This window comes from Roseateles toxinivorans (assembly GCF_004362525.1).
Lineage (GTDB): Bacteria > Pseudomonadota > Gammaproteobacteria > Burkholderiales > Burkholderiaceae_C > Paucibacter > Paucibacter toxinivorans.
The window spans coordinates 40,232-64,639 of record NZ_SNXS01000013.1 but is presented as its reverse complement, the minus strand read 5'-3'; the positions used below and the strand labels follow the sequence as shown (position 1 = coordinate 64,639).

The following is a 24,408-nucleotide window of genomic DNA, read 5'->3' as shown; positions in this document are numbered from 1 at the left end:
CTCCTTGTTTGTCTATCGTCTGAACAAGCGCAGCCGCGACGGCGAGGCGGCGACCATCGCCGCCCAGTTGCCGCCGGTGCCCGCCTCCAGCGCCTCGACACTGCGATAGGGGCGGTTCGGGAAGCCCGGCGTCGGTGGCACCGGCCGGCCGGCCAGATTGGCCAGCTCGGCATCGCTCATGTCGCTGACGTAGGCCGGGCTGCGCGGCGCACCCGACAGGTCGTACTGGTCGGGGCTCTCGACTATTGCGTTGGTGTGGTTGAACGGTGGCACCGGCGTGCCCGGCCGGCCGGGGGCAATGTCGGTGGCGGTGGCTGTGACCTGCTGGGGAACGAACTGCTCGGCGGCAATGATGTCGGCAATCACCGCGTCATCCGGGTTGCCGGTGGCGCGCAGCATGGCCTGTTCGCTGGCACGGGCTCCCCGCCCGAAGGTGGTTGTGACGGTGAAGCACAGCGCCACATGCTCGTCATGCACACGGGTCTTGGCCTTCTCCTCGAACTGGCTGGACATGGTGGTGTTGGTCGATCCGGTCAGCGGTGTCAGATTGGCCCAGGAGGCGCCGGTGCCGCCCAGATGGTGGTTCAGCAGATGGCCCTTGATGTAGTAGGTGGTGCCGCCGTTGCGGCGCCGGCTCAGGGTCTCCCACAGGCCGCCGGCGACACTGGGCTGGTCACCGGGCGGATGCACCTCGGTCAGCCGCGCCACCCTGACCCCGCTGCCCATGCCGCCGGTCAGCGGGTCGAAGGCCGGTGCGGTGGAGGCACCGGCGGCGTCGCCGCCCATCAGATCGCGCGCCATATCGGCCAGCTCATGGGTCAGGCGCACGACCTCGGTCGCGTCGGCCTCGCCCGGCGTCGTGCCGGCGCCTGTGGCGCTGGGCGGGGCGGCAGTGCGCTGCAGGGCCAGCAGGCGGCGGTGGGTGGCGCGGGCGGTGGCGATGCGGGTCAGCTTGGCCGGATCGGCGCCCGCCGATTGATCGTCGAGGAAGGATTCGAACGATTGCGGCTCGGAAGCAATCGTCAGCTGTGCCGTGGCGCCCTCACCGGTGAAATACAGCTCGTGCCGCTCGCCATTCGCGGCCGTGAAGCCGAAGCGGTTGCTCCACCAGGCGCCGATGCTGGCCACCGTCTCGCGCACCGCCGTGGCGCCGCGCCGGGCCATGGCTATCAGCGCCTGGCCCAAGGAGATCGCGCGGTCGATCAACCAGTCAAGCGCGCGATTGACCGTGCCCTGCACCGTCTCGACCAGCTCGCGTATGCGCTCGGACATCCGCCCCAGACCGAACTGGTTGGCCAGAAAGCCGATCGCCACCGGCATCGCATCGCCCAGTGCCGACTCCAGGAAACCGGCCGCCGCGTCGATCTGGCCGTGGGCAATGCCCAGCACGCCGTCCAGCACCTTGGACGCAATCTCCAGCATCTCGCGCAGGTACTGGACGAACGATTCGATCGCGTTGTAGACGGCGACCAGCGTGTTGATCACCGGCATGATGCCGGTCACGTCGAGCAGGCTCATCAGCCAGCGGGTGGCGCGGCCGATCACCGCGTCGGTGATCCAGCCGATCACGCCCTGCAGCAGCGAGTCCCACAGATTGCCGAGCTGCGACTGGATCTCGGTCCACAGGCCGGCCACACCCTCGGTGGCCAGAATCGAGATGAAGCGCCACACACCGGTGGCCACGCTGAGCATGGTGCGCAGCCTTGCGACCACGGTGGCGTCGAGCCGCAGCGCCAGCCGCGCGAAGATGTTCTCCACCGTCACGCCCAGCACCTGCAGCACAAAGCCCAGCACCGAGCCGACCGAGAAGTCCGCCGGCGGCGTGATGCCGGCCTCGCGCAGATGGCCGAACAGCCAGCCGGTCACGCCATTCAACAGATGGGTGCCGATGCGCTCGAAGAACAGGCCGAAGCCGGCCCGCACGGCGCCGAGCAGATTGATCAGGAAGCCGACCGGGTCGGTCAGGATGTCGCCGATCGCCTGCGCCGCCTTGGCCAGCACCTGCACCACCAGCTCCGGCGGCAGGCCCAGCACGCGCAGCACCGCCTGGAAGAAGCTCCAGGCCGCACCGGCCAGATCGCCATCGACAAAGACCTGGCGCAGGATGCGCATCGCCGTGCGCTGCACCCGCGGCCACAGGCTGGGGTCGGTGAAGAACTGGCCGAACACCGGGATGCGGCCGAGGATCTGGTTCAGGACGAAGTTCTTGATCGGCTCGCGTAGGCAGCAGGGAATCGCCTCCCAGACGGTGCTCAGGATCAGCTGCGGCAGCAGCATCAGGTCACCCACGACCTCGATCAGCCGCCGCACCACGCCAGCCGCCGCCTGAATGAACGGCGACAGCGCATCGAAACCCTGCAGCAGCAGATCGAACAGGCCGACCACCTGCTCCTGCGCCCAGCTGACCAGGTTCTGCGCCGCCGTCTCCAGCCAGCTCAAAGCGCCGGCCAGCACAGACAGGATGCTGCTGGCGCGCAGCTGGCTCATCACATCGGCAACCATCGTTCCCAGCGCACCGACCTTCTCGCTGATCCAGGCGCCGCCGACGATGATCACCCCGCGCACGCCGGCAATGATCTGCTCGACGCTGGGCAGGATTTCGGCCAGGCTCTCGCGGTTGTCGGCGACGGCGTCGCCACCGCCGATATCGCTGGCCGTGGTGTCCAGCTGGCCGGAGAGCTCTGTCATCTGCTGCCCGAAGTTGCTGAGGAAGGGCGGCGGCAGCATCTCGGCCACCTGGGTGGCGACGCTGGAGATAGGCTCCCAGACCGGCCGCGTCTGCGCCTTGACCCAGTCCCAGGCCTCGCTGGCCTTGCCCGTCACCCAGCCGAGGATGCCGCCGGCGCTGTCGCCGGTGCCGGCGTCCTCGGGGCCGAACAGTTGCTCCTTGACCCAGCCCCAGGCGTCGCCGACGGCGCTGCGTATCGGCTCGGTCCAGTCCCAGATATCGGCACCGAACTGCTCGATGCCGGCCCAGACGTCGCCGGCAAAGTTGCGCAGCCACTCGATGGCCGGCGCGCCGTAGCCCGACCAGAGGTCGCTGAAGAAACTGCCTATCGGTCGCAGGAACTCGGTCAGCTTGTCCCAGGCCTCGCCGGCCACTTCGGTGACAAAGGTTTTCAGCTGGTCCACGGCGTCGAGCAGCGGCTGGCAGTCGCCAGACATCAGCGCGGCCAGGATGTCACCGGCCCGCGCCACCAGGCCGGTGAACACGGCCATCATCAGCGCCAGCGTGCCGCTGGGGTCCAAGGCATTGAGCACCGAGGCCACGCCATCGAAGGCCTGCGACACCTTGTCGCGTATCCACTGCACCGGGCCGACCTCGATGATAGGCACCAGCTGCGGCGCCACGCGGCGCACCAGGGCCATCGCTACATCGCCTATCGCCTCGCCGGCGGCATCGACCAGCGCCCCGCCCGCATCGGCCACTGCACCGCCGGCATCGGACACCAGATCGGCGGCGCCCGAGGCCAGATCGCCGGCATCGTCCAGCCAGTCGCCCTGCACTTTCAGCTGCGGCGTCTGTGTCGCCGTCAGCGGCAGGTTCTGGTGGACGCGGCGGGCGTTGTCGCTGGCCTCGCGCTCGGCCGCCTGGTCTGCTGCCTTGCGGCCGCGCGCGCCGCCATCGGCCACGCCGCTGCGCTGCAGGCTCGTGCCGGCCCGGCGCTGCTGCACCACATGGGTCAGCTCGTGGGCCAGCAGGCCGCGGCCCTGCTGCGAATGCGGGTCGTAGGTGCCGGCGCCGAACACCAGGTTCTCGCCCTGGGCATAGGCCGCCGCACCAACAGACCGCGCCGACGCGGCGGCCGAGGCATCGGCATGGACACGCACACCGGACAGCGGCTCGCCAAAGCGCCGGCCCATATCGGCCTGCACGGCCGCTGGCAGCGGCTGGCCGGCGGGGGCCTGCTGCAGAAAGCGAGGCATGCCGGCCGCCGTGTTGGACGCTTGGGTGCTTGCGCGCGGCGGCGCTCGCGCGACCCGGCGCGGGCCGGGCCTGCCGCTGCGGGAGCGCGTCGCCTGCGTGCGCATCACAGCCCCGGCGGCGCCGTGCGTCCCAGCTTGCGGTACTCGCCGCGCACGCCGGCCGCGATGTCATCGAAGCTCAAGCGCCGCCCGCCGGCCTGGGCGCTGGCGGCGGCGGCCAGCACCGCATTGCGGATATTGCCGCCGGCCAGATCGGCCAGCGCCGCCAGCCGGTTCAGCTGCTGCTGATCGCAGCTGCTGGCCTCGCCCAGATGGGCCTGCCACAGCGCGCGCCGGGCCTGGGCGTCGGGGGCACTGAAATCGATGATGAAGTCCAGCCGGCGCACAAAGGCCGGATCGAAGCGATTGCGGCTATTGCTGGTCAGCACGACGATGCCGGCGTGCGACTCGATGCGCTGCAGCAGGTAGTTGGTCTGCGCATTGGCGAAGCGGTCGTTGGCGGTGGCGATCTCGGTGCGCTTGCCGAACAGCGTGTCGGCCTCGTCGAACAAGAGCACCACATCGGCATGCTCGGCCCGGCCCAGCAACTCGGCCAGGTTCTTCTCGGTGTCGCCAATCCATTTGCTGAGCATGGCCGCCAGATCGACGCGGTAGATGGGCAGCCCGAGCCGCGCCGCCAACCACTGCCCGGCCAGCGATTTGCCTGTGCCGGACAGACCCGTGAACAGCATCCGCACACCATCGCAGGCACGCGTGCGGGCCGCCTCGCCCAGGCCCGCATGCAGGCGCTCGCGCTGGGCGCAGCGCTGCAAGGCCCGCTCCAGCTCGGCGCTCACCGTCTCGTTGACGACCAGTGCGCCATCGGGCACGACCTCGGGCAGGGCCTGGGCCAGTGCCTCGAGCGCGCGGCCAGCCGACGTCATGCTGGCGGCCTCCGCAATCGTCTGCAGCGAGGGCTGGCCTGCCGCCAGCAACTGGGCCAGCCGGGCGTGTTCGCTGATCTGCGCCACGCCGGCGCGGTAGCGGGCAGCCGCCGCGGCGGCAAGCTCGGTATCGCCCAGCGCCGCCCGCCACAGCGCGCGGCGCGTGGCCGGGTCGGGGGCGGGAATGCGCCAATCTGCGACCGCTGCGCCTTCGCGGCAGATGCCGCCATCGAGCCCTGTCGTCACCAGCACCGGGCCGTCATATCCAGGCAGAGAAGGCACGGCCGCCAGCTCGCCCGGCGCGGCCTGCAACGCGAACACCGGCACGCGACCGCTCAGCATCAGCCAGACATCGGCGCCGGCGGGCAGCTGATCGTCGAACCAGGCCGGCTGCGCACCCAGGCGCTCAATGATGGCCGCGGCCATGCCACGGGCCTCGGCGGCGCTGGCGCTGCGCATGGCGAGGGTGGCCTGCGGCGTGGCGGCCAGGCTGACGGCCCAGCGATCGGCGGCGGCACGCAGCGCCGGCACGCTCTCGGCCAGAGCGGCCTCGGCCTGCACCGCACGGACGCGGCTGCCGAGCCAGTCGGCCGACACGCCAGCCAAGGCCGCGGCGATCGGTGCGGCCACACGCAGGCTGCGCTCGCACAGCGGCCGACCCTCGTCATCGAGCAGCAACAGGCCGCTGCGCACGGCCGGGCCGAAGGCCAGTGCGTAGAGCGTGTCGGCCTCTGCCTGCTGCGCATCATCCGGTTGCTGCTGCAGCGGCGCCAGCGCACGGGCCAACAGGGCCAGGGTCGGACGGGCGCCCGCGGTGGGTGCCTGCAGCCAGGCCAGCATGCGGCCGGTCACCGCGTCGTCTTCGACGGCGGCGGTCAGGGCCACGGCCAGGATCTCGACCTGTGAGAGATTCAGCAACGCAGTGGCGCGGGCCAGCGCTTCGTCAGCCGCCGCCGGCAGCGCCAAGGCCTGAGTGAGCTGCTGCGGCCACAGCCCGCCGCCGGCCTGGGCCAAAGCCTCGTGCAGAAAGCGGGCTTCGTCCGTGGAGGCCGCAGTGCCCGGCGGCAGCAGGCTGCCCAGCGCCGCCAGCGCGATGTCGCGGCAACGCAGGCTGACGGTGGCGGTGGGCATGGCCATCTGGTTCACGGCTGCCGGCCTCAGGCGTAGTGGAAGCGCAGCACGACATCGAGCCAGGGCAGATAGCCAGGATCGATGTCGAAACCGGCGCGCCGCAGGCGGATGTCAAGGGTTCGCAGAGGCATCACGATGTCGATCCGGTGGTCGGACAGCAGCAGCTCACCGGGCCGGCGCAGCAGGCGCAGCAGCGGCAGGCGGGCGTCACGCACGCAGGCATGTCGGGCCTTCAACCACCAGGTCTCAGCCTCGATTCGCGCCGCTTCGGAGCCGGCACTGGGCTGCGCAGCTATCCAGTCGCCGGCCACCGCATCGAGGCTGAAGCGCTGCTGCAAACGCTGCAGCAGCGCGACGAACACCTCGGCCTGGTGCCGCGACTGCGGATCACCGGGCGCCAGCGGCTCGGCGGCAAAGCCCTGGCGCAGCAGCACCGGCACCAGCAGCCACAGGCCGGCCCAGTCCGTGGACTGGCCGAGCAGCGGCGCGGGCGACGGACGGCTGGGATCAACGGCGTCTGAAGCGTCTGAACGCGACACGGCGGAACGTGACTCGGCCGGCAGCGCTGCTGGCAAAACGGCAGCTGCAGCGGGAGCCACTGGCGTTGCCCGCAACGGACCAGCGGCATCCATGCCCTTGATGGCATCGGCTTCATCAGGCACGGCAGCGGACAGGACTTTCCCGAGAGGAATCTCGTCGGCGAGATTCTCGCCAGGCTCTGACAAGACGGTCCGTTTCACGACATCGGTCTGGACAGGCATCCGCCCCGTCAGCCGCTCGGGGTCGGGTCGTGCCTCGACCACGGTCGCCGCCGGCCAGGTCCCCACATCGCGAACGCCCATCTCGTCGACCAGCCGCTGCAGCCGCGCGCGCGGCTGAGTCGGCAGCAGCACCAGCGCCTCCGCCACCCGGCCATGGTGCGCCAGCAGCGGCAGGGCCTCCCGCCACCAGTGCGGAGGCGCTTGAGCCGCCGCAACAGGCTCCTCGGCCAGCGGCTCGATCAACAAGGCAGCGATGCGTTCGGCCACAGGCAACCCGGCCGGCGCCGAGGCCGGCACCAGCCGTTGCCAGAACCAGGCCGAGTCGTCCTCTCCGGCCAGCCAGCGTGCCAGCAGCGCCACGCGCGCCTGCCCCTGAGCTGGCGCCCAGACCACCTCGGCCGAAGCCCCGGCCTCATCAATGAATACCGCCGCACCGAGCACACGCTGCCACTCGCGCTCGATCAGCAGCGCTATCGTCTGCGCGCCGGCCCCCGGCGGCACGCTCAGCCGCAGTCGGCGTATCAGCACGAAACGATTAGCCAGCGCCGGCGGCCTGGAGGCGATGCGCAGCGCCTCGGCCAGGCGATCACCCACGCCAAGCGCCGCCGCCCGCCGCGGCGCCTTGACGCGCAGGCAGTGGACGGTGATCGCGTCGCTGCCCATGGCTCAGCGGTTGATGAAGTGCACGGCCGTGGCCAGACTGGTCTGCACATTGGCCACCAGCGTCTGCGTGATGCGCAGCGCCGCGACGCCATCGACCAGGTCCTCCACCACCGCATGGGCAGATACCTGCCCCGCCTCGAACAGCTGCACGGCCATGCCCAGCCGCACCTTCTGCGGCAGCAGCGGACGCACATCGAGGCGTATGCCGGGGTTCAGCGGCACCGGTTTGATGATGCGGCCGCTGATGATCTCGCCCACCGGCGAGTGGCTGGCGGCGAGCAGGCAGACGCGCAGCAGATCGGCCATCAGCGCCACCGCCCGCGCATTGCTCCGGTCAACGCGACCGATCAGCCAGACAGCCAGCTCGCGGATGTCCTCGCGGTCATCGCGCGGCAGCTCGTCAAAGCGCGGCAACCCGGTCAGATCGCCGAGGTCCTGCCTTCCGTCGAACTGGCTGAAGCGCTCGGCCCATTCGAGGCGTATGCCGGCGCGCACGCCCGAGAGCCGCGCATGCAGGCAGCCCGCTATCGCGGCCATGCGCTCGAACTCGGCCGCAACGCGCCGCTGCAGCTCGCCGCGCTCGGCGGCCGCGGCCAGCAGGTCGGCGATCGACGCGGCCTTGCCGATCAGGGCGATCTTGCTGGCCAGTGCGGCGCCGCTGCTGAGCGTGGCCTGCAGCTGCGGTAGGGCCACCGCGCGGACCTGCTGCACCTGTTCGGCATGGGCCTGCACGGCGCTGAACGAGGCCTGCATCACCGCTGTACTCGCCATCGCCGTGAATGACAGCTGGGTAGCCACCGCCGGGCGGAGAGTGGCGATCAAGCGATCGGCCAGCAGCGGCCGGTCTATCAGCTGCAGATGGGGACGCAGCGCCGGGAACCAGTCGACCGGCGCGCGGCGCAGCACCTGCAGCATCGCGGCCACGTCCTCGGGCGGGTCTTCGTGATCGGCCAGGCAGGCGGGCACGGCGTCGGGCTCCAGCGACGATTCGAGCTCGCGCACCGGTGCCGCGAGTTGCGTGCCGACCGAGCGCTGCAGCACGCGCACCCGGGCATAGGCGAGGAACTTGACGTGCTGGGCGATGACCTGATCGCGCCGCTCGTTCAGGCTGCGCGCCCGCTCGACCTCCTCGGCCATCAGCGCACGGGCGGTGGCCACGTCCTGGCGCGCCTCGGCCAGCTCGCGCTCGACGACGGCGATGCGCGCCGTGGTCTGAGCCAGCCATTGCTCGGTTGTGCCTATCACGGCGCGGCAGCGCTCCAGCACATTGCGGTAGCGCCGCACCACGCCCTCGGCGCGGCGCAGCAGCGCGATCGTGTGGTCCGACAGATCGACGCCGCTGTAGAAGAAGGTGGATTCGTCGGAGCGCTCGGGGTCGGGGTCGCGGTCATTGAGCAGCACCGACAGATCCTGCTTCAGATCGGCCAGTTTCTTGATGCCGGTGCGGTGCGGCTGGCCGGTCAGCTTGTCGTAGAGGCGCTCGTTTTCATTGCCCACATCCTTGATTGCGGGCAGGCCGGTGACCTCCAGATCGCCCATGTCCAGGCCCAGGGCCAGCAGCTTGGCCACGACCTCGTGGCGGGTGGCCACCGTGTTGTCCTTGGCCTCGATCGAGCGAGGCCGCTCCATCCGTGCGGCAATCGAGGTGGTGCGTATCTCGGCCTTGCCGGTCAGCGCATCGGAGTCGTCGACCGGCGGCGGTGTGGCTGCGGAACCTTTGGTGAACAGGCCGCCAACATCGCGCAGCGCCTCACGCTGAATCAGCTTGTCCGGAAGTTCGCGGGTACCGCCACCAAAGATGGGCGTCGAGACCTTGTCCAGGCCCAGGCCGGCCACGTTCAGGCCGGCGGGCTGGGCCCCGGGCACCTCGCGGGGAGCCGTCTCGCGCTTGAGCACCGTCTTGTCGGCCTTGATGGTTTGATAGAAGTCGGCCAGTTGCTCGCGGGTGGCGCTGGCATTGTCGAGATCGGCGATCTGCGTCAGCGCCGGAGAGACGGCAAAGCGCGTTGCCTGGGTCTGCTTCAGCACCGACTGGCGCAAGCGGTAAAGGTCGGTCTGCGAGCGCAGATAGCCGAGGTTGATGACGTCGTCGGCCTGGGCGATGCGAAAGGCCAGATCAGCTGCCATATGGCGCAGGCCCTGTTCCTCCAGCAACGCGGCCAGGGTCACGAACTCGCCTGCAGGCGTGCCCGGCTTGACGACGGTGGGCGTGATCTTCAGGCCCTTGACGTCGGCGCTGGCAAGCAGCTCGGCCAGCCCAGCGAGCCGACGGGTTTCCCCCTGCACCGAGGTGCCCAGGGAAGCCTCGAACGGCGCATCGCGATCCTGTGCATCGACCAGATCCCAGTCCTCGCCATCGCCCCAGCGCTTGCCGGCGCCATCGAGCAGTTGCTGCGTCAGCCAGGGCGCTTCGCGCTCGCCCTGCAGCAGGCCCAGCGGGCCGAAGCAGGCCCGCCCACCGAACAGGGTGAAGGCCAGGCCGGAGATGTCGCGGTCCACCAGGCCCAGATCGGCTGCCGGCACGGTCAGCCTCACCCAGCTGCCGGCCGTCGGCAGCTCGGCCGATTGCTGTTTGCGCGACGCCGTGCCTTCGGTGCCCCAGTTCAGCCGGCTGACGCCCCAGTAGGCGCGGTGCTCCCAGCCATTGACATTGAACTGCAGCATCAGCTGCTGCGGCGGATGCTCGCGGTCCAGCTGCACCCACGCATACAAGCTTGCCCCGTCCGCGGGCCGCAGCGGTGTGGCCGCCTGCTCCAGCACATGCTGGTGCATGCCCTGGGCCAGGGCCGAGCGGTGCAGCAGGCCGGCGGGTGGCGGTTGTTGCGGCGCGCTGGCCTCGTCTTCGAGGCGCTGCGGGTCCTCGGCCGGTGGTGGCTTCACGTTGGCCCCGTCGAGGCCGCGGCGCTGCAGCAGCTGCTTGTCGCGCAGGTTCTGGCGCCGGCGCAGCCAGTCGCTGCGCGCATCGATGAAGCGGTTCAGCGCGGCGACTATCGTGCCGTCGGCATCGGGCCGCTCGACGACCAGCAGCTGCGGATCGAACAGCGCCTGCGGCACCGGCACATAGACGGCCAGGCGCTCGCGCACCGAGGTGTCGATCGGCGCCAGGCCGGCCGACTCTTCGAGCAGCAGGTCCAGCTGCTCCAGCGGCACCGGCGCGGCAAACACATCGAGCTGGCTGCTGAAGAAGCGGTTCAGCGTGGCGCGGACATCGATCGCATCGGCGGGCAGCAGGCCGGCTGGCGGCAGCATCGGCAGCTGTGCGCCCAGCGCGGCGGTGTCGGTGCCGGCCTGGCGGGCCTCGGTGATCTGCTCGGCCAGCTGCTCGATGCGGGCCTGCCAGAGAAAGCGGTCGCCGGCCCCGCTGCTGCCTTGCCGTGCACGCGGGCGGCCGCCGCTGCGCACCACCGTTGAGCCATCGGCAAACAGCGGCTGCCAGACCGTGTCGAAGCCGACCAGGGCCAGCGGTATGCCCAGCCCATTCCAGGGCATGGCCTGCGCCGAGCCCAGGCGCGCCTCGCGATCGAACACCCGATAGGCCAGCCGGTTGCGCCAGGTCGCATCGGCCGCGGGCAGCGATAGCCATTCGTCGGGCCAGGCGTACCAGACCAGGCGGCCGGCGTCCTGGCGCAGCTGATCCTCGAAGGCCTCGGCATCGAGATCGCGTTCGCACTGGTCGAAGGGGTCGACCCCCTCGATAGCGTAGTGTTCTATGGGCTCCAGCACGACGATGCCGGCACGCGGCAGGGCCATGCCCGCCGTCAGTTCCTCGCGCAGGCTGCGGCCGAGGTGGCGCGATTCGAGCACCGTGCCGTCGGCCTCGCCCGGACCGGGCGGCGGCGCCTCGCCGGCCAGCAGCCAGCCGGGCGCCCAGACCGGCAGGTCCAGCAGGTCGAAGTGCAGGGCCTGCGGCACGACCACCTCTTCACCGCTGGCGGCCAGGGCCAGGCCGCTGTCCAGCGTAGCGCCGCGCGCCGTGCTGAGATCGACCGGCGCCGCGCCGCCCAGATCCAGCGACAGGCCCAGGCCCTCGACGACACCGGCACTGAGCGCCTGCTGCAACAGGGCCAGGCGCCGGCTGCGGTGGTCCTGCTCGGCATGCAGCAGTGCATCGGTCAGCGCGCGGCCGGCAAAGGCATTCATGCGCCGCTGCCCGTCGGCGTCGACACGGCCCGCCAGCTTCGGACTCACGGCGATCGCCATCTCGCCCTGGGCAAGATTCAGCGCGCGACCTGGGGGTTGAAGAATACGCATCACGGTCTCCAGCTAGCGCACCAGCACGCGGTCGAGATTGAGCTTGCCGCGGGCCGGAATCTTCAGCTCGGTGGCCATCCGCGCGGTCTCGAAGCGGTTGGCATTGGCCAGCGCCCGGTCCAGCTCGAGCAAGCGGTCGCTGCCGGCCAGCTTGGCCACAGCGTCGGCGTCCTGCAGCAGCTCGGGCCGCTCGGCGGCCAGCTTGGCCAGGCCACTGCCCACGCCGGGGGCGCCCAGGGTTTCGGCCATCTGTGCGACCTCGGCCGTGCCGACCTTGCCCTTGCCCTCCAGGCCGCCCAGCAGCACCTGGGCCAGCACCGGCGAGTCGAACTTGTCGGCCGCCAGCAGCCGCACCATCTCGGCCCGCGCGCCGACGCTGGACTTCTCCAGCACCTTTTGCACGCGCGGCAGCAGCTCGACCGGGAAGCGCCGCTTGATGACCGCGTCCTCGTCCTCGTCGGCGCCCAGCACGGCCACCACCTCGCCCTCGATCTGCGGCCGCATCGCCAGATTGCGTCGGCGCGTGTACCAGAGCTGGGGCTGGGCTGCGAGCAGCTCGGTCCAGACGCCGTCGACGCCATCGGGCGGCTCGGCCACCGGAGTCGGCAGCTGGAACAGCCGCCGCGCCTCGAAGGCCCGCATCGCATCCAGCGGCGAGCGCTTGACGTTGCCGGCCGCCGCCAGCGCCTTGACTGGCCGCTCGATGCGGCGCTGCAGGCGCGCGGCGGTGCGCATCAGCGACTCGCGCGCCACCGGCACCAGGATGGCAAACGCGGTGGCGGCCAGCGCCTCGGCGTTGAGGCTCAGATCGATGGGCGGCAGCAGCAGCGACTCCTCGACCAGCAGCGCGATCTCGTCCTCGGGCACCAGGCACAGATCGGCCTGCACGCCGGGCGGGAACCAGCTCTGGCTAAAGTCCTGCGTGTTGACCGCGGCCGCCGGCATCGGCCCGGCCGGGGGCAGCGCAGCAAAGTACTGGCTCGCGGTGGGCCGGCCGGCCAGCGAACGGGACATCAGCTCACGCAGCTGCTGGCTGTACTGGGCCAGATGGGCCTCGCGCAGCAGCCGCGGCGCAAAGCCGAAGCCCAGCACATCGGCGTGCGCCTGGCCGGCCGCGCGGCGTGCCAGATGGGTATCCACCCAGCGCACCTGATCGCCCTGCAGGGCCAGCACGGCCAACGGCAGCAGCTCGGCCGGCATCGCCGGCAGCGCATCGCTGACGAAGGCATCGCGGGCCAGCCGGCTGCGCATCGCATCGATACGGTCGGGCGGCGCGTCGGCCAGGTAGCTGAGCGTCAGCGCGCTGGCCTCGATGATGTCGCCCTCCTCGACATGGCGCGGCCCGTCCAGGCTGGTCGGGTAGGCGGCCACCGGATTGGCGCTGAACTCCAGCGCGCGCAGGCCCAGCACGAATAGGCCGGTGCGGTTGCGCAGCGGCGGGCGCGGCTGGCGCAGGGTGCCGAGCTGGACGGCCAGGGTCTGCAGCCGGAACAGCTGGGCCAGCGAGACCCGCACCACGGCGCTCAACGAGACCAGCTCACCCGCGCTGGTGTAGCCAAAGCCCGGGCGCACCAGCAGGTCGCTGCTGCTGACGCCCGCACTGACCTCCAGGCCCTCGACCACCCCCGGACCCAGCGCGCGGGCAAAGCCTGCCTGGCGCGCGAGGAAGTAGCTCTGGTCGCGAGTCAGGTCCCGCGCGGAAAGGAATTTCCCGTCGAAGTAGCGCGGCCGCACGCGGTGCGATTCATCGACCAGGAGGCTGGCCTCGCGCAGCTGGCGGGCCTGCTCGCTGCTAATCAGGGTGCGTGGCGGAAGGGTGGCCATGGGGAAACCTCGCTGAGTTCAGGCGCCGAAGATGGCGGCCAGCATGTCGGTGGGCACAACAAAGGCGCGGCTCTCGTTGTCGATGTTCGCGTCCGCAAAGGCCGGCAGATCAAGCACCGGCCTGCCATCGGGCGCCAGGCCGGTGCTGGGGATGCACACCCGCGCCAGGAACACGGCCGACGGATCGACATTCACGGCATGTTCCTGCAGCCGTGCCAGCGGTGCGCCGTCGGGCCGGGCCAGGGACAGGTCCCAGGCATCGAGCAGATGGGCTCGAGCCGCATCGACACGCTGCTGCGGCGCCAGTGCGCGCAGATCGGCAAAGCGCTGTCGCGGCAGATGGTTGGGTGCGGCCGGGTCGTCCCTGGCCTCGGGCCTCAACACCAGCTCCAGCCGGAAGGCATCGCGCACGCGGGCCGGCACCAGTGCATCGGTGGCATCGAAGGCGCCATGGGCAAAGGCGGGCGTGCGGCCACGCCCGCAGGCGACAAAGCGCAGGTACAGATCGGCGACCAACCCCTGCGCGCCGAGTGCGTTGCGCAGGGCGTCGCCGCTGTGGGCATCGGCCCAGCGCCCCAGACGCAGGCACCAGGGGCGCGGCACCTCGATCAGGCGGCCGAAGCGGTCCAGCGCCAGGCCGCCGCCAACGGCCAGCTCGGTCACGCCACCGTCCTGGCGGGCGGTGGCCTTCAAGCCGGCCAGCGTGCCGCTGCCGGACAGATAGCCCAGGCCCCGTGCCAGCCGGCTGCGGTGGTAGGTCTGCTCGTCGGTGAAGTCCTCGCGGTCGAGCAGCACGCCGGTGTCGTAATACGGCCGGTCGGGCCGCAGCGCGGCCGGCAGCGGATCGACAGCGACGAAGTCTGTGTTGTCCATGGTCGATCTCCTTCAACGATCGGGCCTTGCCGGCACCGGCCGCCGCGGCGTGGCCGGCGGGATACGTGGGCCCGGGCTCGGCACCAGCACTTTCTGCACCGTCACCACCAGCAGATCGGCCTCGCTGGCGCGGCCCTGCGCGTCGATCACGACCAGCGAGAAGCGATGCCTGCCGGCGGCGAGGCGGTTCTCGACCCGCAGCACCGGCTCGGCGCTGTCGAAGGCCTTGTTCAGCGTCAGCTGGGTCATGGCGGTGGCGCTCGCATCAGGTGATTTGTGGCCCTAGATAAGTGAAGCGATAGGTCTTGATCGTGCCGCCACCGGCATCGAAGGACTTGGCGCCGTTCAGGTCGAACGATTTGCCGATGTCGGCGATCGACGGCCCCTGCAGCACGGCAGTGGGCCGCTCGCGGTCGGCGACGATGACGATGAAGCGGTCGGCGGCCGAGACATTGCCCGAGTCATCGACCACCACCAACTCGAACATCTGCCGGCCGCGGGCCAGCGGTTTCAGCGGATCGACCTCGACGGTGATGATGGGCTGGTCGGTTTCAAACGGTGTGTTGAGCACGAGCTTTGCCATGGAGGAACTCCTTTGGTTGAACAACTGTCATGAGGATCGGTGGGTGAAGCGCCAGCGCCGGATCGCGCCGCCGACGGGGGGAACGGACTGGCTGCCGTCGAGCACGATCGGTCCCAGGGTCGAGGCCTCGCTGGGTCCGACCAGCACGGCCCGAGGCAGGCCGTCGTCTTCATCGAAACCTGGCACGCCGTCATCGAGCCGCCAGTCCAGCGCGCCACCGCCGATCAGCCGGTCGCCGCGGCCCAGCGCGCTGCGCCCGACACGCACCGGATCCAGCGGCACCGGCGCGCGCAGATACGTGTCGATGCCGACCAGCGACGCCACGCCCACCAGCAAGGGCTCGCGCGCGGCGATGACCTTGATCAGCACGTGGGCCGGGGCCAGCTCCTGCGCAATGCTGGCCACCAGCGCGCGCAGCTCGTCGTCCAGGCCTTCGTGCACCAGCAGCGTGGCGCGGTGGGCGGTGCGCTCGTAGACGCTGGCCACCGTCAGCCACTCGGCCTCGCTGTCAATGCGCTCACCGAACAGGGCCAGGAACTCGGCCTTGGCCTGCTGGTCATCGGCGTCGCCAAGAATCAAGGTGTCACCGACAAAGGAATTGCCCGAGACGACCAGGCCGGGCAGCAGCGCATCGTCGCTGCGGTTCAGGTCTATGCCCAGCAGCGTGGCCATCGTGCGGCGCAGGCGGAAGTCCTCGACGATGACAATGCGCCCCAGCGACAGCGCGCCGTCGGTGGCAATATCCAGTGCCAGATGAAGGCCCTGCAGTGTCCCGCGCAGGCGCTTCAGCTCGACGGATTGGATCAGCCACTCGCGCCGGCGCGCGGTCGGCAGGCGCGCAGGGAAGCGCTCACCGGTCCAGCCGGCCAGCCAGGGCAGCCAGGCCTCGGGCACGCTGTCCGGATCGGTCAGCACGCGCACATCGGCGATGCGGTCCTCCAGCGGCGTCAGCACGCCCTCGAACAGCTGGGTGAAGCGCTCCAGAAAGTCGTAGCGCGTGGCCGGGCCGGCGGCGCTGCGGTCGAACACGTCTTCGTCGCGGTAGAGCTCGGGCAGGTAGTTGCGCACGTACGAGAAGCGCTGGCCCCAGACCCGCACCGCCGCCAGTTCGGGCGTGGCCCGGCCATTGCCGAACAGCGACACGCGCAGCCACAGGTGACGGCCGCGCAGCTCGCGCAGCTGCAGGCCGGCGCGCTGGGCCAGCGCACAGAACAGGCCGACGCGCTGTGGCTGCGATGGGCAGCCCAACAGGCCGGCGCGGTGCGGCAGCTCGCTGGGCAAGGACAGCCAATGGCCGCGCGGCACATCAGGGGGCAGATTGGGTGCGGCAGCAGCATCGCCGAACCAGTGCGGATGCCATTGGCGTTGATCGGCTGCCTGGTCTTCGTCACTTGCGGCCAGTTCGATCAGCACGCCGCAGGCCGGGGGTATCACCGCCTCGACATAGATGCGGTGCCAGCGCAGATCCAGTTCCGCCGTGTCCAGCGCCCTGCCCTCGGCCCGGCCCTCGGCCAGATAGGCCCGCCAGGCCAGCGGCACCAGCGACCGGCTGAAACGCGGCGGACCACCCGGATCGACAGGAGGCGCCGGCTCGGCCAGCGGCAGATGCGGCGGCCAGTCCTGCGAGGCGACGAAGGGGCCGCTGGCGGCGTCGGCGCTGGGGTAGCGGCGGCCCAGCGGCTGCAGGGTGGTGCCATCCTGCGGCGCAGCGGGCAGGGCATAGACCAGCACTTCGGTCAGATCGGCCAGGCGCAGCGCGATGTGCTCTTCGTCCAGCCAGGCAAGGGCATGGCCATGCTCGGCGCCAGCCAGTTGCAGCGTGGTCTGCACGGCCGCACCGTCGTCCGAGATCAGCATCAGGCTCAGCGCACCGTCACTGCCCCAGGCAGCGACCGCCAGCCGGCCCGCCGCGCTGGCGGCCACCAGCACCGGCCTCGTGCTGGCGGGCAACACCACCGGCAGCAGCTCGACCCGCGGCGCATCGGGGTTCTCCGGCGCGGGGCGGAAGGTGCCAGGGTCGTAGTCCACCGCCGGACGGTCGGGCCAGGGCGTGCCGGCGATACGGGCCAGGCGGCGATGTACACGATCCAATGCATAGCGCTTCGACTGCCCGTCGCAGGCCAGATCGTGCGGCTGGAAGTTCTGTCCACCGCCCAGCGGCGGCAGCGGCAGGCGCAGCGGCGCAAAGCGGCCACGCAGATCAACCAGCTCGATGCGGTCGGCAAACGCCAGCAGGAGGCACTGGTCGGCGTCCAGCGCCAGATCCAGCGGCACACTGCCAGCCAAGGTGGCATAGCGCGGCACCTCGCCGTCAAAGGCGCCGAAGGCCATCAAGGACTGCGTGGAAAGATCCCAGCGGGCATGGGTGCCGAAGCGGTCGCGCAGCAGTGGCAGCATCGCCAGCTCAGTCTCGGCACGCAGTGCCCGCTCGACACCCTCGCGGCGTGGCGGCGGGGCGCGCTCGTCGAGCAGCGACAGCAGCGGGCGTTGCATCGCTTCGCCGTAGGGCGATTCATGTGTGGCCAGCGCGACGCGGCAAGCGGACAGGGACGTCCAGTCGCCGGGCTGCGACCACATCCAGAAGCGTTGACCGTTGCTGTCCACCTCGATTACTCCGCCCTATTCGATGTGTAGCGGCAGGAACGAGGGCGCACCGGCCGCTGCGGGCTGAAGCATCGTCCGGCCCTGAACGGGCCGAACTTCGGCTTCTCTATGCCCGCTGCGACCGGCACGCCCTCGCCCCTGTTGCAGCTGATGTGCAGGCTCGCATCGGTTCTTGGTTGGCGGCCACCATCGCACCGCAGAGGGGTCGGGGGGCCGGCTACAGCGGGCATAAGGAAGCTGGAGGTCGGTCCGTCCAGGAACGACCAAAGCTTCGGCCCGCTGTAGCCGGCCCCCCGACCCCTCCGCCCAGCCACCAAGTCGGTCGGCGTCACTTCAGCACCTCTCCGTGATCACAGGAACCGCCACACGAGTAGCCCCGCTAAGCGGCGATGACAGCTCGGCCGGCGCGCTATTGCCCACCTCGACCAGCACCTGCATCAGCTCGGGCAGCTGCCAGGGCTGCAGCGCGATCTGCTGCAGGCCCTGCGCGCTGCGCGGTACCAAGACCCAGGCGGTGCCCTGGCGCTCGAACAGATTGACGCCAGCCACACTGGCAACACCCGGCACCCGCGCAGCCTCGACCTCGATCTCGCGATCGACCACGGCGCGACCCAGGACCCAGCCCTGACCGTCCGGTCCGCCCGGCGCCAGCGGCCAGAGCAGGCGGCGGATCGCGGCGCGCACTGCGGCCAAGGTGGCATCGACGGGCGCATCCTCGCGCAGGCCCACGGCCACCGACAGGGCCAGCGGCAGGTACTCGCAGCCGATCACATACAGCTCGGTGGCCAGCGGCCGGCGGGCCTCGAGCTGCGCATGGATGGCCTCGATGAAAGGTTGATCGGCACGCGGGTTCGGGGCGGTGCCGACCATGCCGCTGACCGTGCCCGGCAGGGCCATCACCGTGACCACGCCCGGAATGCCAAAGGCCCGCGTGCGCGGCAGAAATCGAGGCAGCACCTCGACGCGGGCCACGTCAAGGCCCGGGGTCTCGCGGGCCAGTACACGGTAGTCGTCGGCGGTCACCGCCCGCTCGCGATGGCGCAGGTAGGAAGGAATGCGCGCCTCGGCAGCGGCCACCGTTTCGGCGTCTTCGCCGCCCTCGGTGGCGGCCGGCTGGGTGGCCTTCAGCGGCACCAGGCAGCCGTCCTCGATGCGCTGCCCGGTCAGCTCGCGCACGGTGCCGGCCGCCAGATTGCCGGCGCGGCCGCCGCCGCTGCGCGCGCTCACCAGCTTGACCCGTGCGCCGGTCGGCGGCACACGACCACGCACGCCGTCGCCGAAGCGCATCTCGCCGGACTGCGGGTCGAGCTCGTAGACCCGCGCGTCCCGGGCCAGGTCGGCGCGCTGCGAGACCAGGGCAATGTCATCGACGCGGGTCCAGGCCTGGTAGTCCGAGCCCTGCTCGGCGATGGCGATCTGCAGCGAGTCGGCAACGATATTGGTCAGCGGCAGCTGCACCCTCTCGCCAGGGTCGCCGCGCGTCTGCGCCACGATCAGCGCGCCGCGGGTCTGGCCCTGCTCGACGGTCACCGCATGCAGGCCCACCCAGGACAGGCGCAGCTGCTGCACACCGGCGGCCGGCCGCAGCCGCAACCAGGCGACCAAGCGGGCCTGGCGTTCGGCGTCGTCCAGGCGCGGTGGCTCGTCATCGACACCAGAGAGAGTGTCGACCGCGCGGGCCGAGTCGCCGACGCCGATCAGGGATGGGCCTGGCGGCACCAGGCGCAGCACGCCGGCGCGGCGCAGGCCATCGGTGCCGTCCAGCGCCTTGTCCAGAGTCTGGTAATCGGTGTTGCGGCCGCCGCCGACCGAGAGTTCCCATTCGGCGGCGATCTGCAGCGGCGCGGCGACGCGCTGGTCATCGGGCAGGGTCAGGGCCGGGATCACGCCGACATTGAGCAGGCGCGGCGCACCGGCGGCATTGCGAGCGAGCTGGTCACGCATGCGCAGACGCAAGGCGGCGGGGTCCTCGCCGCGCGCCGCCTTCGGCGCCAGCAGGGCGATCCACAGGCAGCGGTCGACGGTATCGCCGACGATGTCGACACCGGCCGGCTGGGCCAGGCCATCTGCGAACAGCGGCGTGGTCTCGTAGGTGTCGAGCTCGCGGGCGCCGTAGAGCTGACCCAGCTGGGCAATCGTCTCGGCAAGCTCGGGATGTGTGTCGACGCCGACGCGCCGCTTGATATAGACCTCGCCGCTGACCGGTGCGATCGACACCTCCTGCCGACTCTCGAAGGGCAGCGGCTTCTCGACCCGGGCGCCCTGCCGCAGGTCGACCGCCTCGCGGGCCTCGTCGGGCAGGCGCAAGGCCAGCAGGCCACGCGCCGGTCGGGCCGGCTTGCGGCCCAGACCCAGCAGATTCAGGAACACGCGGCGCTGGCGCTCGGGCACCTGGTTGGCCCGGAACAGAATCGTGTCGCCGAGGAAGGCGAACAACTCGATCAAGGTGCGGCCCGGGTCGCCCGGGCTGGGATGGGTCCACTCCGGCGTGTGCGCCGGGATGCGGTCCAGCAGCTCGGCCACCAGGTCGTCGAAGCGGCGGTCGTCCAAGGAAGGAACAGGCAAAGTCATATCAATGCCCGCCCGGCCGCCCGAAGGGCATTGAGCGCCCCCTCGGGGGGCAGTGAACGAAGTGAGCGTGGGGGTAGTTCACCTTAGCCTCCCAGACTCAAGGCCAGGGCCAGGCGCTGAGGCTCACCGGTGCGCCGCAAGCGGTAGTGCACCTCGATGCGCACGGCCGCAGCATCACGCTCGTCCTCGCTGACCTCAACGCGGTCCAGCTGCACGCGCTGCTCGTAGCGGGCCACGGCGGTCTGGATGCGCTCGAGGATGCGGGCGCGCACGGCCAGCGTGTTCGGCTCATGCAGAAAGTCCTGCAGGCCCGCGCCGTAGTCGGCATGCATCATCAGCTCCCGCGGTCGGGTGGACAGCAGCGCGCGCAGGCCGTCGGACACGCTGCGCTCCAGACCCGGCCAGCGCCACTGGCCGCTGGCGTCCGGGCCGGCGAGCAGGGGCCAGCCTATCGGGCTCTTGAGTTGGCTGTGGATGGTCATGGCGGGCCGCTCATTTCTTGCGCGGAATCGGCAGACATATCTTCACGAAGGGCAGCCAGTGGAAGATGATCTCCAGCAGGTGCAGCACGATGTTCAGCACGATGAAGGCGCAGATCGTGATGATGGGAATCGAGAATGAGCAGATCCAGCCCAGGCCCAGCTCGCTGCCCTTCTCGGCCTTGCCGGCCAGCATCGCCTTCGGCGAGTTGCGCGCCAGCAGGTTTTGCAGCTCGGGCGGCAGCTCGAAGGCGACATTGGGCTTCATCGCCTTCAGCGAGGCGGCGTTGAGCGACGGCAGCGCAATGCGCGCCTGCGGTGTGCCGGTCGAGGCATGCCAGGGGGCGACCGCATACAGCGGCGTCATCTCGCTCCAGACCAGGCGCGTCGGGCAGCCCGGCTCGCCACGCACGCGGACAAAGGCGCGGATCGCGAACAGCGATTGATCGTCGTCGTAGCGGCCCTCCAGGGTGCGTGCCTCGACGCTGCGCGCCTCCAGCACACCCAGGGCGGCATCGACGAAACGTTCGATCCAGCCAGAGGGAATGGCAGCCAGCTGATCGGGAATCACTACGCCGGGCGCGGCGGCGTCATGGACTATGCGGGCGCAGGCCAGCAGGAAGGTGCCGGCGCCCTGGGCCTGGAAGCGGACCTCGAACTCCGAGCGGACTATCGTGACCAGCTGCAGCTCATCCAGCAGCGGCACCAGGGCCTCGCCGTCGGCCTCTCCGCCGAGGCCGAACTCCAGCGCTAGCTGCCGGATGAAGGCGGTGAACTGGGCGCGCAGCAATTGATCGGTACCGGGGTTGGGGTCGAGCGCCTCGGCGGCCAGCGCATCCTCCTCGGCCAGCCAGGACGCGTCGAACTGGCCGCCGGCGCCCGGCAAGGCCCGTGCGCCGGCGGTGCGCCTAAGGTACGGCGACAGATGGGCGATGAAATCGTCTCGATCGGCGCCCGGCGCATGGACGGCGCTGTAGTCCACCGCCGCACCGCGCTGCAGGCGCTGCGCCTCGCTGCAGGGCACCAGGCCGAACAGCAGCGTGCGTTGCGCATGGTCGCAGACCTCGGGCGCCAGCGCATAGAGCTGCTGCGTGGTTTCGGCCGCAGCCTGCGGTGCGCGCGCGGCCAGCGCTGCATCGACGACGGCATTGCCGGTGCGGGCCTGCGGACGGCGTGCTGGCTCGGGGTCGGCATCGAACTGCTGGGCCGTGTTGAAGCCCTGCCAGCCCAGGCCTTCGCCGTCGCGTTCCTGCCAGGCCTGCCAGTGGGCGTGGTGGGCCAGCTCGGCGGCGCTGGGCATGCCGGCGTGGGCGTTGGGGCCAATCCAGCGGCGCACGACAAAGCCGGACGACTCGATCTTGCGCGGGTCCAACCGCGGCGTGCCGAACAGCGCGCAGCAGGTGTCGAGCAGCACCAGATTGAAGCGGCGGTGAATCGGCTGGAACAGCGCCCGCGGCGCGCCCAGCGAAGCCAACTGATCGAACGGCAGGGTGGCCGGCCAGCCGAAGCGGGGCCAGGTCGCGCCCTTCAGGCCGGCCGACAGTGCGGCGACGAAATCATCGACCTGCAGGTCCACCAGCAGGGCCGGGGCGCCGGGGCGCTGTGCCGACGGGCCGCGCAGGCTGACCGGGTGGTGGGCGTGGGTGGCCTGACTGACGATTGGCATGGCGGCTCTACCAGACATTGCCGGCACCCGGCGTGTACGACGACGACACCACGGCGCTGGCGATCAGGGTGTCGCACTTGACGACGCCGGAGAACTTGGACATGCCGGCATCCACCTTGACCATGCCGGCGCTGACGTTGACCTGCGGCGCATTGACGGTGACCTTGGCGCTGGCCGTGACGGTGATGCCCGACGATTCGAGCTTGATGCTGTTGCCGTTGGAGTCTTCCAGCAGGCAGACACCCGGCCCGTCGCTGAGCTTCAGCGATTGGCCGCCAGGTGTCTCCAGGGTGATGCTCTCCTGCCCGTCCTGGTCGTCCAGCGTGATCGTCACGCCATTGCGCGAGCGGATCACCTTCAGATAGTTGTTGCCGGCGCCGTCCATGCTTTCGGGCGCCGCCGCGCCGCCATGCCACACCCCACCCAGCACCAAGGCCATGCGCGCATCGCCCTGGGCGAAACCGACGACCACCAGATCGCCGACATCGGGCATCCAGAAGGCGCCGCGCTGGTCGCCGGCAAAACCGCTGACAACCGAGGCCCAGACGGGGCCGTCCTGATCGGCGACGCCGGCCGTGGCATGCAGACGCACCTGCACACGGGCCAGCGAGTCCGGGTCCTTCAGGTCCATCACCTCGGCCAGGAACAGGCCACCGGCCCAGGCCGGGCCCAGCACGGGCGGCGTGCAGGCGGGCAGCAGGGACAGGGGTTGGGCGCGGTCCATGGTGCAGGCGCTCAGGGTTGGGCCAGAAAGGCCGACTGCGCGGTGAAGTCGGTGCGGTAGCCGTGACTCTGGTCGAAGCGGTGGTGGGCCTCGATCACGTCATAGCTGTTGTCGAAGCGTTGGCCGATGCCGCTGATCCGCAGGCGCGTGCCGACGCGCAGAGCCGGGTTGCCCTCGGTGCTGCCTGCCAAGCGCACGAAGCGGCGGGCGCGCTGGTCGAAGGCGGCATCGACCAAGGCCTGGGCCTCGCCCTGATTGGGCGCAACCGGCCCGCCCAGATGCTCGCTGCGATTGCCGGGCAGCAGGTCCGCGCCAGTTGTGCCGCTGCCGGCGCCCAGATGCGCGCCGCTGCCGGTGGCGGTGAAGGCCGAACCGCCGGACACGTCGAAGCCGCTGGCGGTGACGGCCGACACCTGCTGGGCCAGATCGGCGATCACGCGCACCTGCTGCAGCTGGCTGTACAGCGCCAGACTCAAGGTGCCGCGATCACCCTCGCCGCAGCGGCGCACCTGCAGGGTACGGCCGTTGAGCTGCAGATCGCAGTCGTGGCGGGCCAGCACGCGGCGCAGAAAGGCCAGATCGCTCTCGTTGAGCTGCGCCCAGTTGCCACTACCGGTGGGCAGATCACCCAGATCGCATTGCAGCCCATGGTTGCCGGCGATCGCTTGCACCAGGTCGCCGATCGCCTGGCTTTCGTAGAAGGCGGTGCGGCGCGCACAGCGCAGCGCAAACAGATCGTCCTCGGCCAAGAGCACCAACTCGGGCGGCGTGCCCACCGAGCCCCTGGCCTCGATCGCGTGGACATCCCCCTCGAACAGGCCGCAGGGCGCGCTGGTCTCACCGAAATAGACCTTCAGCCGCGTGCCCAGATGCAAAGGGCCACCGGCATCGAACAGAAAGCCGACCGAGCCGCTGGTGACGCCCCAGTTCGACAGGCACAGCGACAGGCTGCTCATGCCTCCCTCCTGCTCGCTGACCACGCAGGTGCGCAGGCTGGCATGAACATCGGCCCGTTGCTGGCCATCGACGAACACCGTCGGCCGCACCGCATAGGCGGCGCGTTGCGAGACCGGGGCTTCCTGAACGTCGTTAGGCATGGTCTTGGCTCAGTCAGTCGGCGAGCAGCCGTTCGCGGCGCTCGATGGCCAGGCGCAGTTGCTCATCTAACGCACGTGCCAGCTCCGCGGTCCAGGCGGGGCCTGCGCTTGCCGTCGGTCCTGCGACCGGCGCCGAGGTCGACTCGCTGCTGGGCACATCGACGATCACTTCATCGATCACTACGGGCATCTCGAATCCTCCTCTGCGCTTGGCGCGTTTGATGAAGCATGGAGCGGCAGGGACGAGGGCGCGCCGGTCGCTGCGGGCTGAAGCATCGTCCGGCCCTGGACGGACCGAACCTCGGCTTCTTTATGCCCGCTGCAACCGGCA

General features: G+C 70.6%; 15 protein-coding genes. All 15 read right to left on the bottom strand.

What is annotated here, in order from left to right:
* Window positions 1–12: 12 nt before the first annotated feature.
* The 15 genes from DES47_RS29065 to DES47_RS28850 all read right to left on the bottom strand — a co-directional run bounded on the left by DES47_RS29065 (window position 13) and on the right by DES47_RS28850 (window position 24,267).
* On the bottom strand, window positions 13–3,927 hold the full coding sequence (locus tag DES47_RS29065; RefSeq protein ID WP_208115122.1) for an eCIS core domain-containing protein: 3,915 nt from the start codon (window positions 3,925–3,927) through the stop codon (window positions 13–15).
* Window positions 3,928–4,031: 104 nt separating this feature from the next.
* Window positions 4,032–5,981, bottom strand: coding sequence for an ATP-binding protein (locus tag DES47_RS25920; protein WP_133703682.1), 1,950 nt, complete (start codon window positions 5,979–5,981; stop codon window positions 4,032–4,034).
* Between the two features lie 26 nt (window positions 5,982–6,007).
* On the bottom strand, window positions 6,008–7,405 hold the full coding sequence (locus DES47_RS25915; protein ID WP_133703681.1) for a hypothetical protein: 1,398 nt from the start codon (window positions 7,403–7,405) through the stop codon (window positions 6,008–6,010).
* A gap of 3 nt (window positions 7,406–7,408) precedes the next feature.
* Window positions 7,409–11,656, bottom strand: coding sequence for a hypothetical protein (locus tag DES47_RS25910; protein ID WP_133703680.1), 4,248 nt, complete (start codon window positions 11,654–11,656; stop codon window positions 7,409–7,411).
* A gap of 12 nt (window positions 11,657–11,668) precedes the next feature.
* Window positions 11,669–13,480 carry a hypothetical protein gene (locus DES47_RS25905; protein ID WP_133703679.1) on the bottom strand — a complete coding sequence of 604 codons (1,812 nt, stop codon included), beginning with the start codon at window positions 13,478–13,480 and terminating at the stop codon, window positions 11,669–11,671.
* Window positions 13,481–13,498: 18 nt separating this feature from the next.
* Window positions 13,499–14,353: a hypothetical protein gene (locus DES47_RS25900; RefSeq protein ID WP_133703678.1), complete on the bottom strand. Its 855-nt coding sequence runs from the start codon at window positions 14,351–14,353 to the stop codon at window positions 13,499–13,501.
* A 12-nt stretch (window positions 14,354–14,365) separates the two neighbouring features.
* Window positions 14,366–14,602, bottom strand: coding sequence for a hypothetical protein (locus DES47_RS25895; protein WP_133703677.1), 237 nt, complete (start codon window positions 14,600–14,602; stop codon window positions 14,366–14,368).
* Window positions 14,603–14,618: 16 nt separating this feature from the next.
* Window positions 14,619–14,936, bottom strand: coding sequence for a hypothetical protein (locus tag DES47_RS25890; RefSeq protein ID WP_133703676.1), 318 nt, complete (start codon window positions 14,934–14,936; stop codon window positions 14,619–14,621).
* A gap of 27 nt (window positions 14,937–14,963) precedes the next feature.
* Window positions 14,964–17,540: a phage tail protein gene (locus DES47_RS25885; RefSeq protein WP_133703675.1), complete on the bottom strand. Its 2,577-nt coding sequence runs from the start codon at window positions 17,538–17,540 to the stop codon at window positions 14,964–14,966.
* A 333-nt stretch (window positions 17,541–17,873) separates the two neighbouring features.
* Window positions 17,874–20,111 (bottom strand): putative baseplate assembly protein, encoded by a 2,238-nt coding sequence (locus tag DES47_RS25880; RefSeq protein WP_133703674.1) that lies wholly within the window; start codon window positions 20,109–20,111, stop codon window positions 17,874–17,876.
* A gap of 83 nt (window positions 20,112–20,194) precedes the next feature.
* On the bottom strand, window positions 20,195–20,593 hold the full coding sequence (locus DES47_RS25875) for a GPW/gp25 family protein (protein ID WP_133703673.1): 399 nt from the start codon (window positions 20,591–20,593) through the stop codon (window positions 20,195–20,197).
* 10 nt (window positions 20,594–20,603) lie between these two features.
* Window positions 20,604–22,256: a hypothetical protein gene (locus DES47_RS25870; RefSeq protein WP_133703672.1), complete on the bottom strand. Its 1,653-nt coding sequence runs from the start codon at window positions 22,254–22,256 to the stop codon at window positions 20,604–20,606.
* Between the two features lie 7 nt (window positions 22,257–22,263).
* Window positions 22,264–22,980, bottom strand: coding sequence for a phage baseplate assembly protein V (locus DES47_RS25865; RefSeq protein WP_243748470.1), 717 nt, complete (start codon window positions 22,978–22,980; stop codon window positions 22,264–22,266).
* A gap of 11 nt (window positions 22,981–22,991) precedes the next feature.
* The gene (locus DES47_RS25860; protein WP_133703671.1) at window positions 22,992–24,077 is read right to left on the bottom strand and encodes a phage late control D family protein; all 1,086 of its coding nucleotides are present in this window, start codon (window positions 24,075–24,077) and stop codon (window positions 22,992–22,994) included.
* A gap of 13 nt (window positions 24,078–24,090) precedes the next feature.
* Entirely contained in the window at window positions 24,091–24,267 is a 177-nt protein-coding gene (locus tag DES47_RS28850; RefSeq protein ID WP_166652177.1) for a hypothetical protein, read from the bottom strand.
* Window positions 24,268–24,408 lie beyond the last annotated feature (141 nt).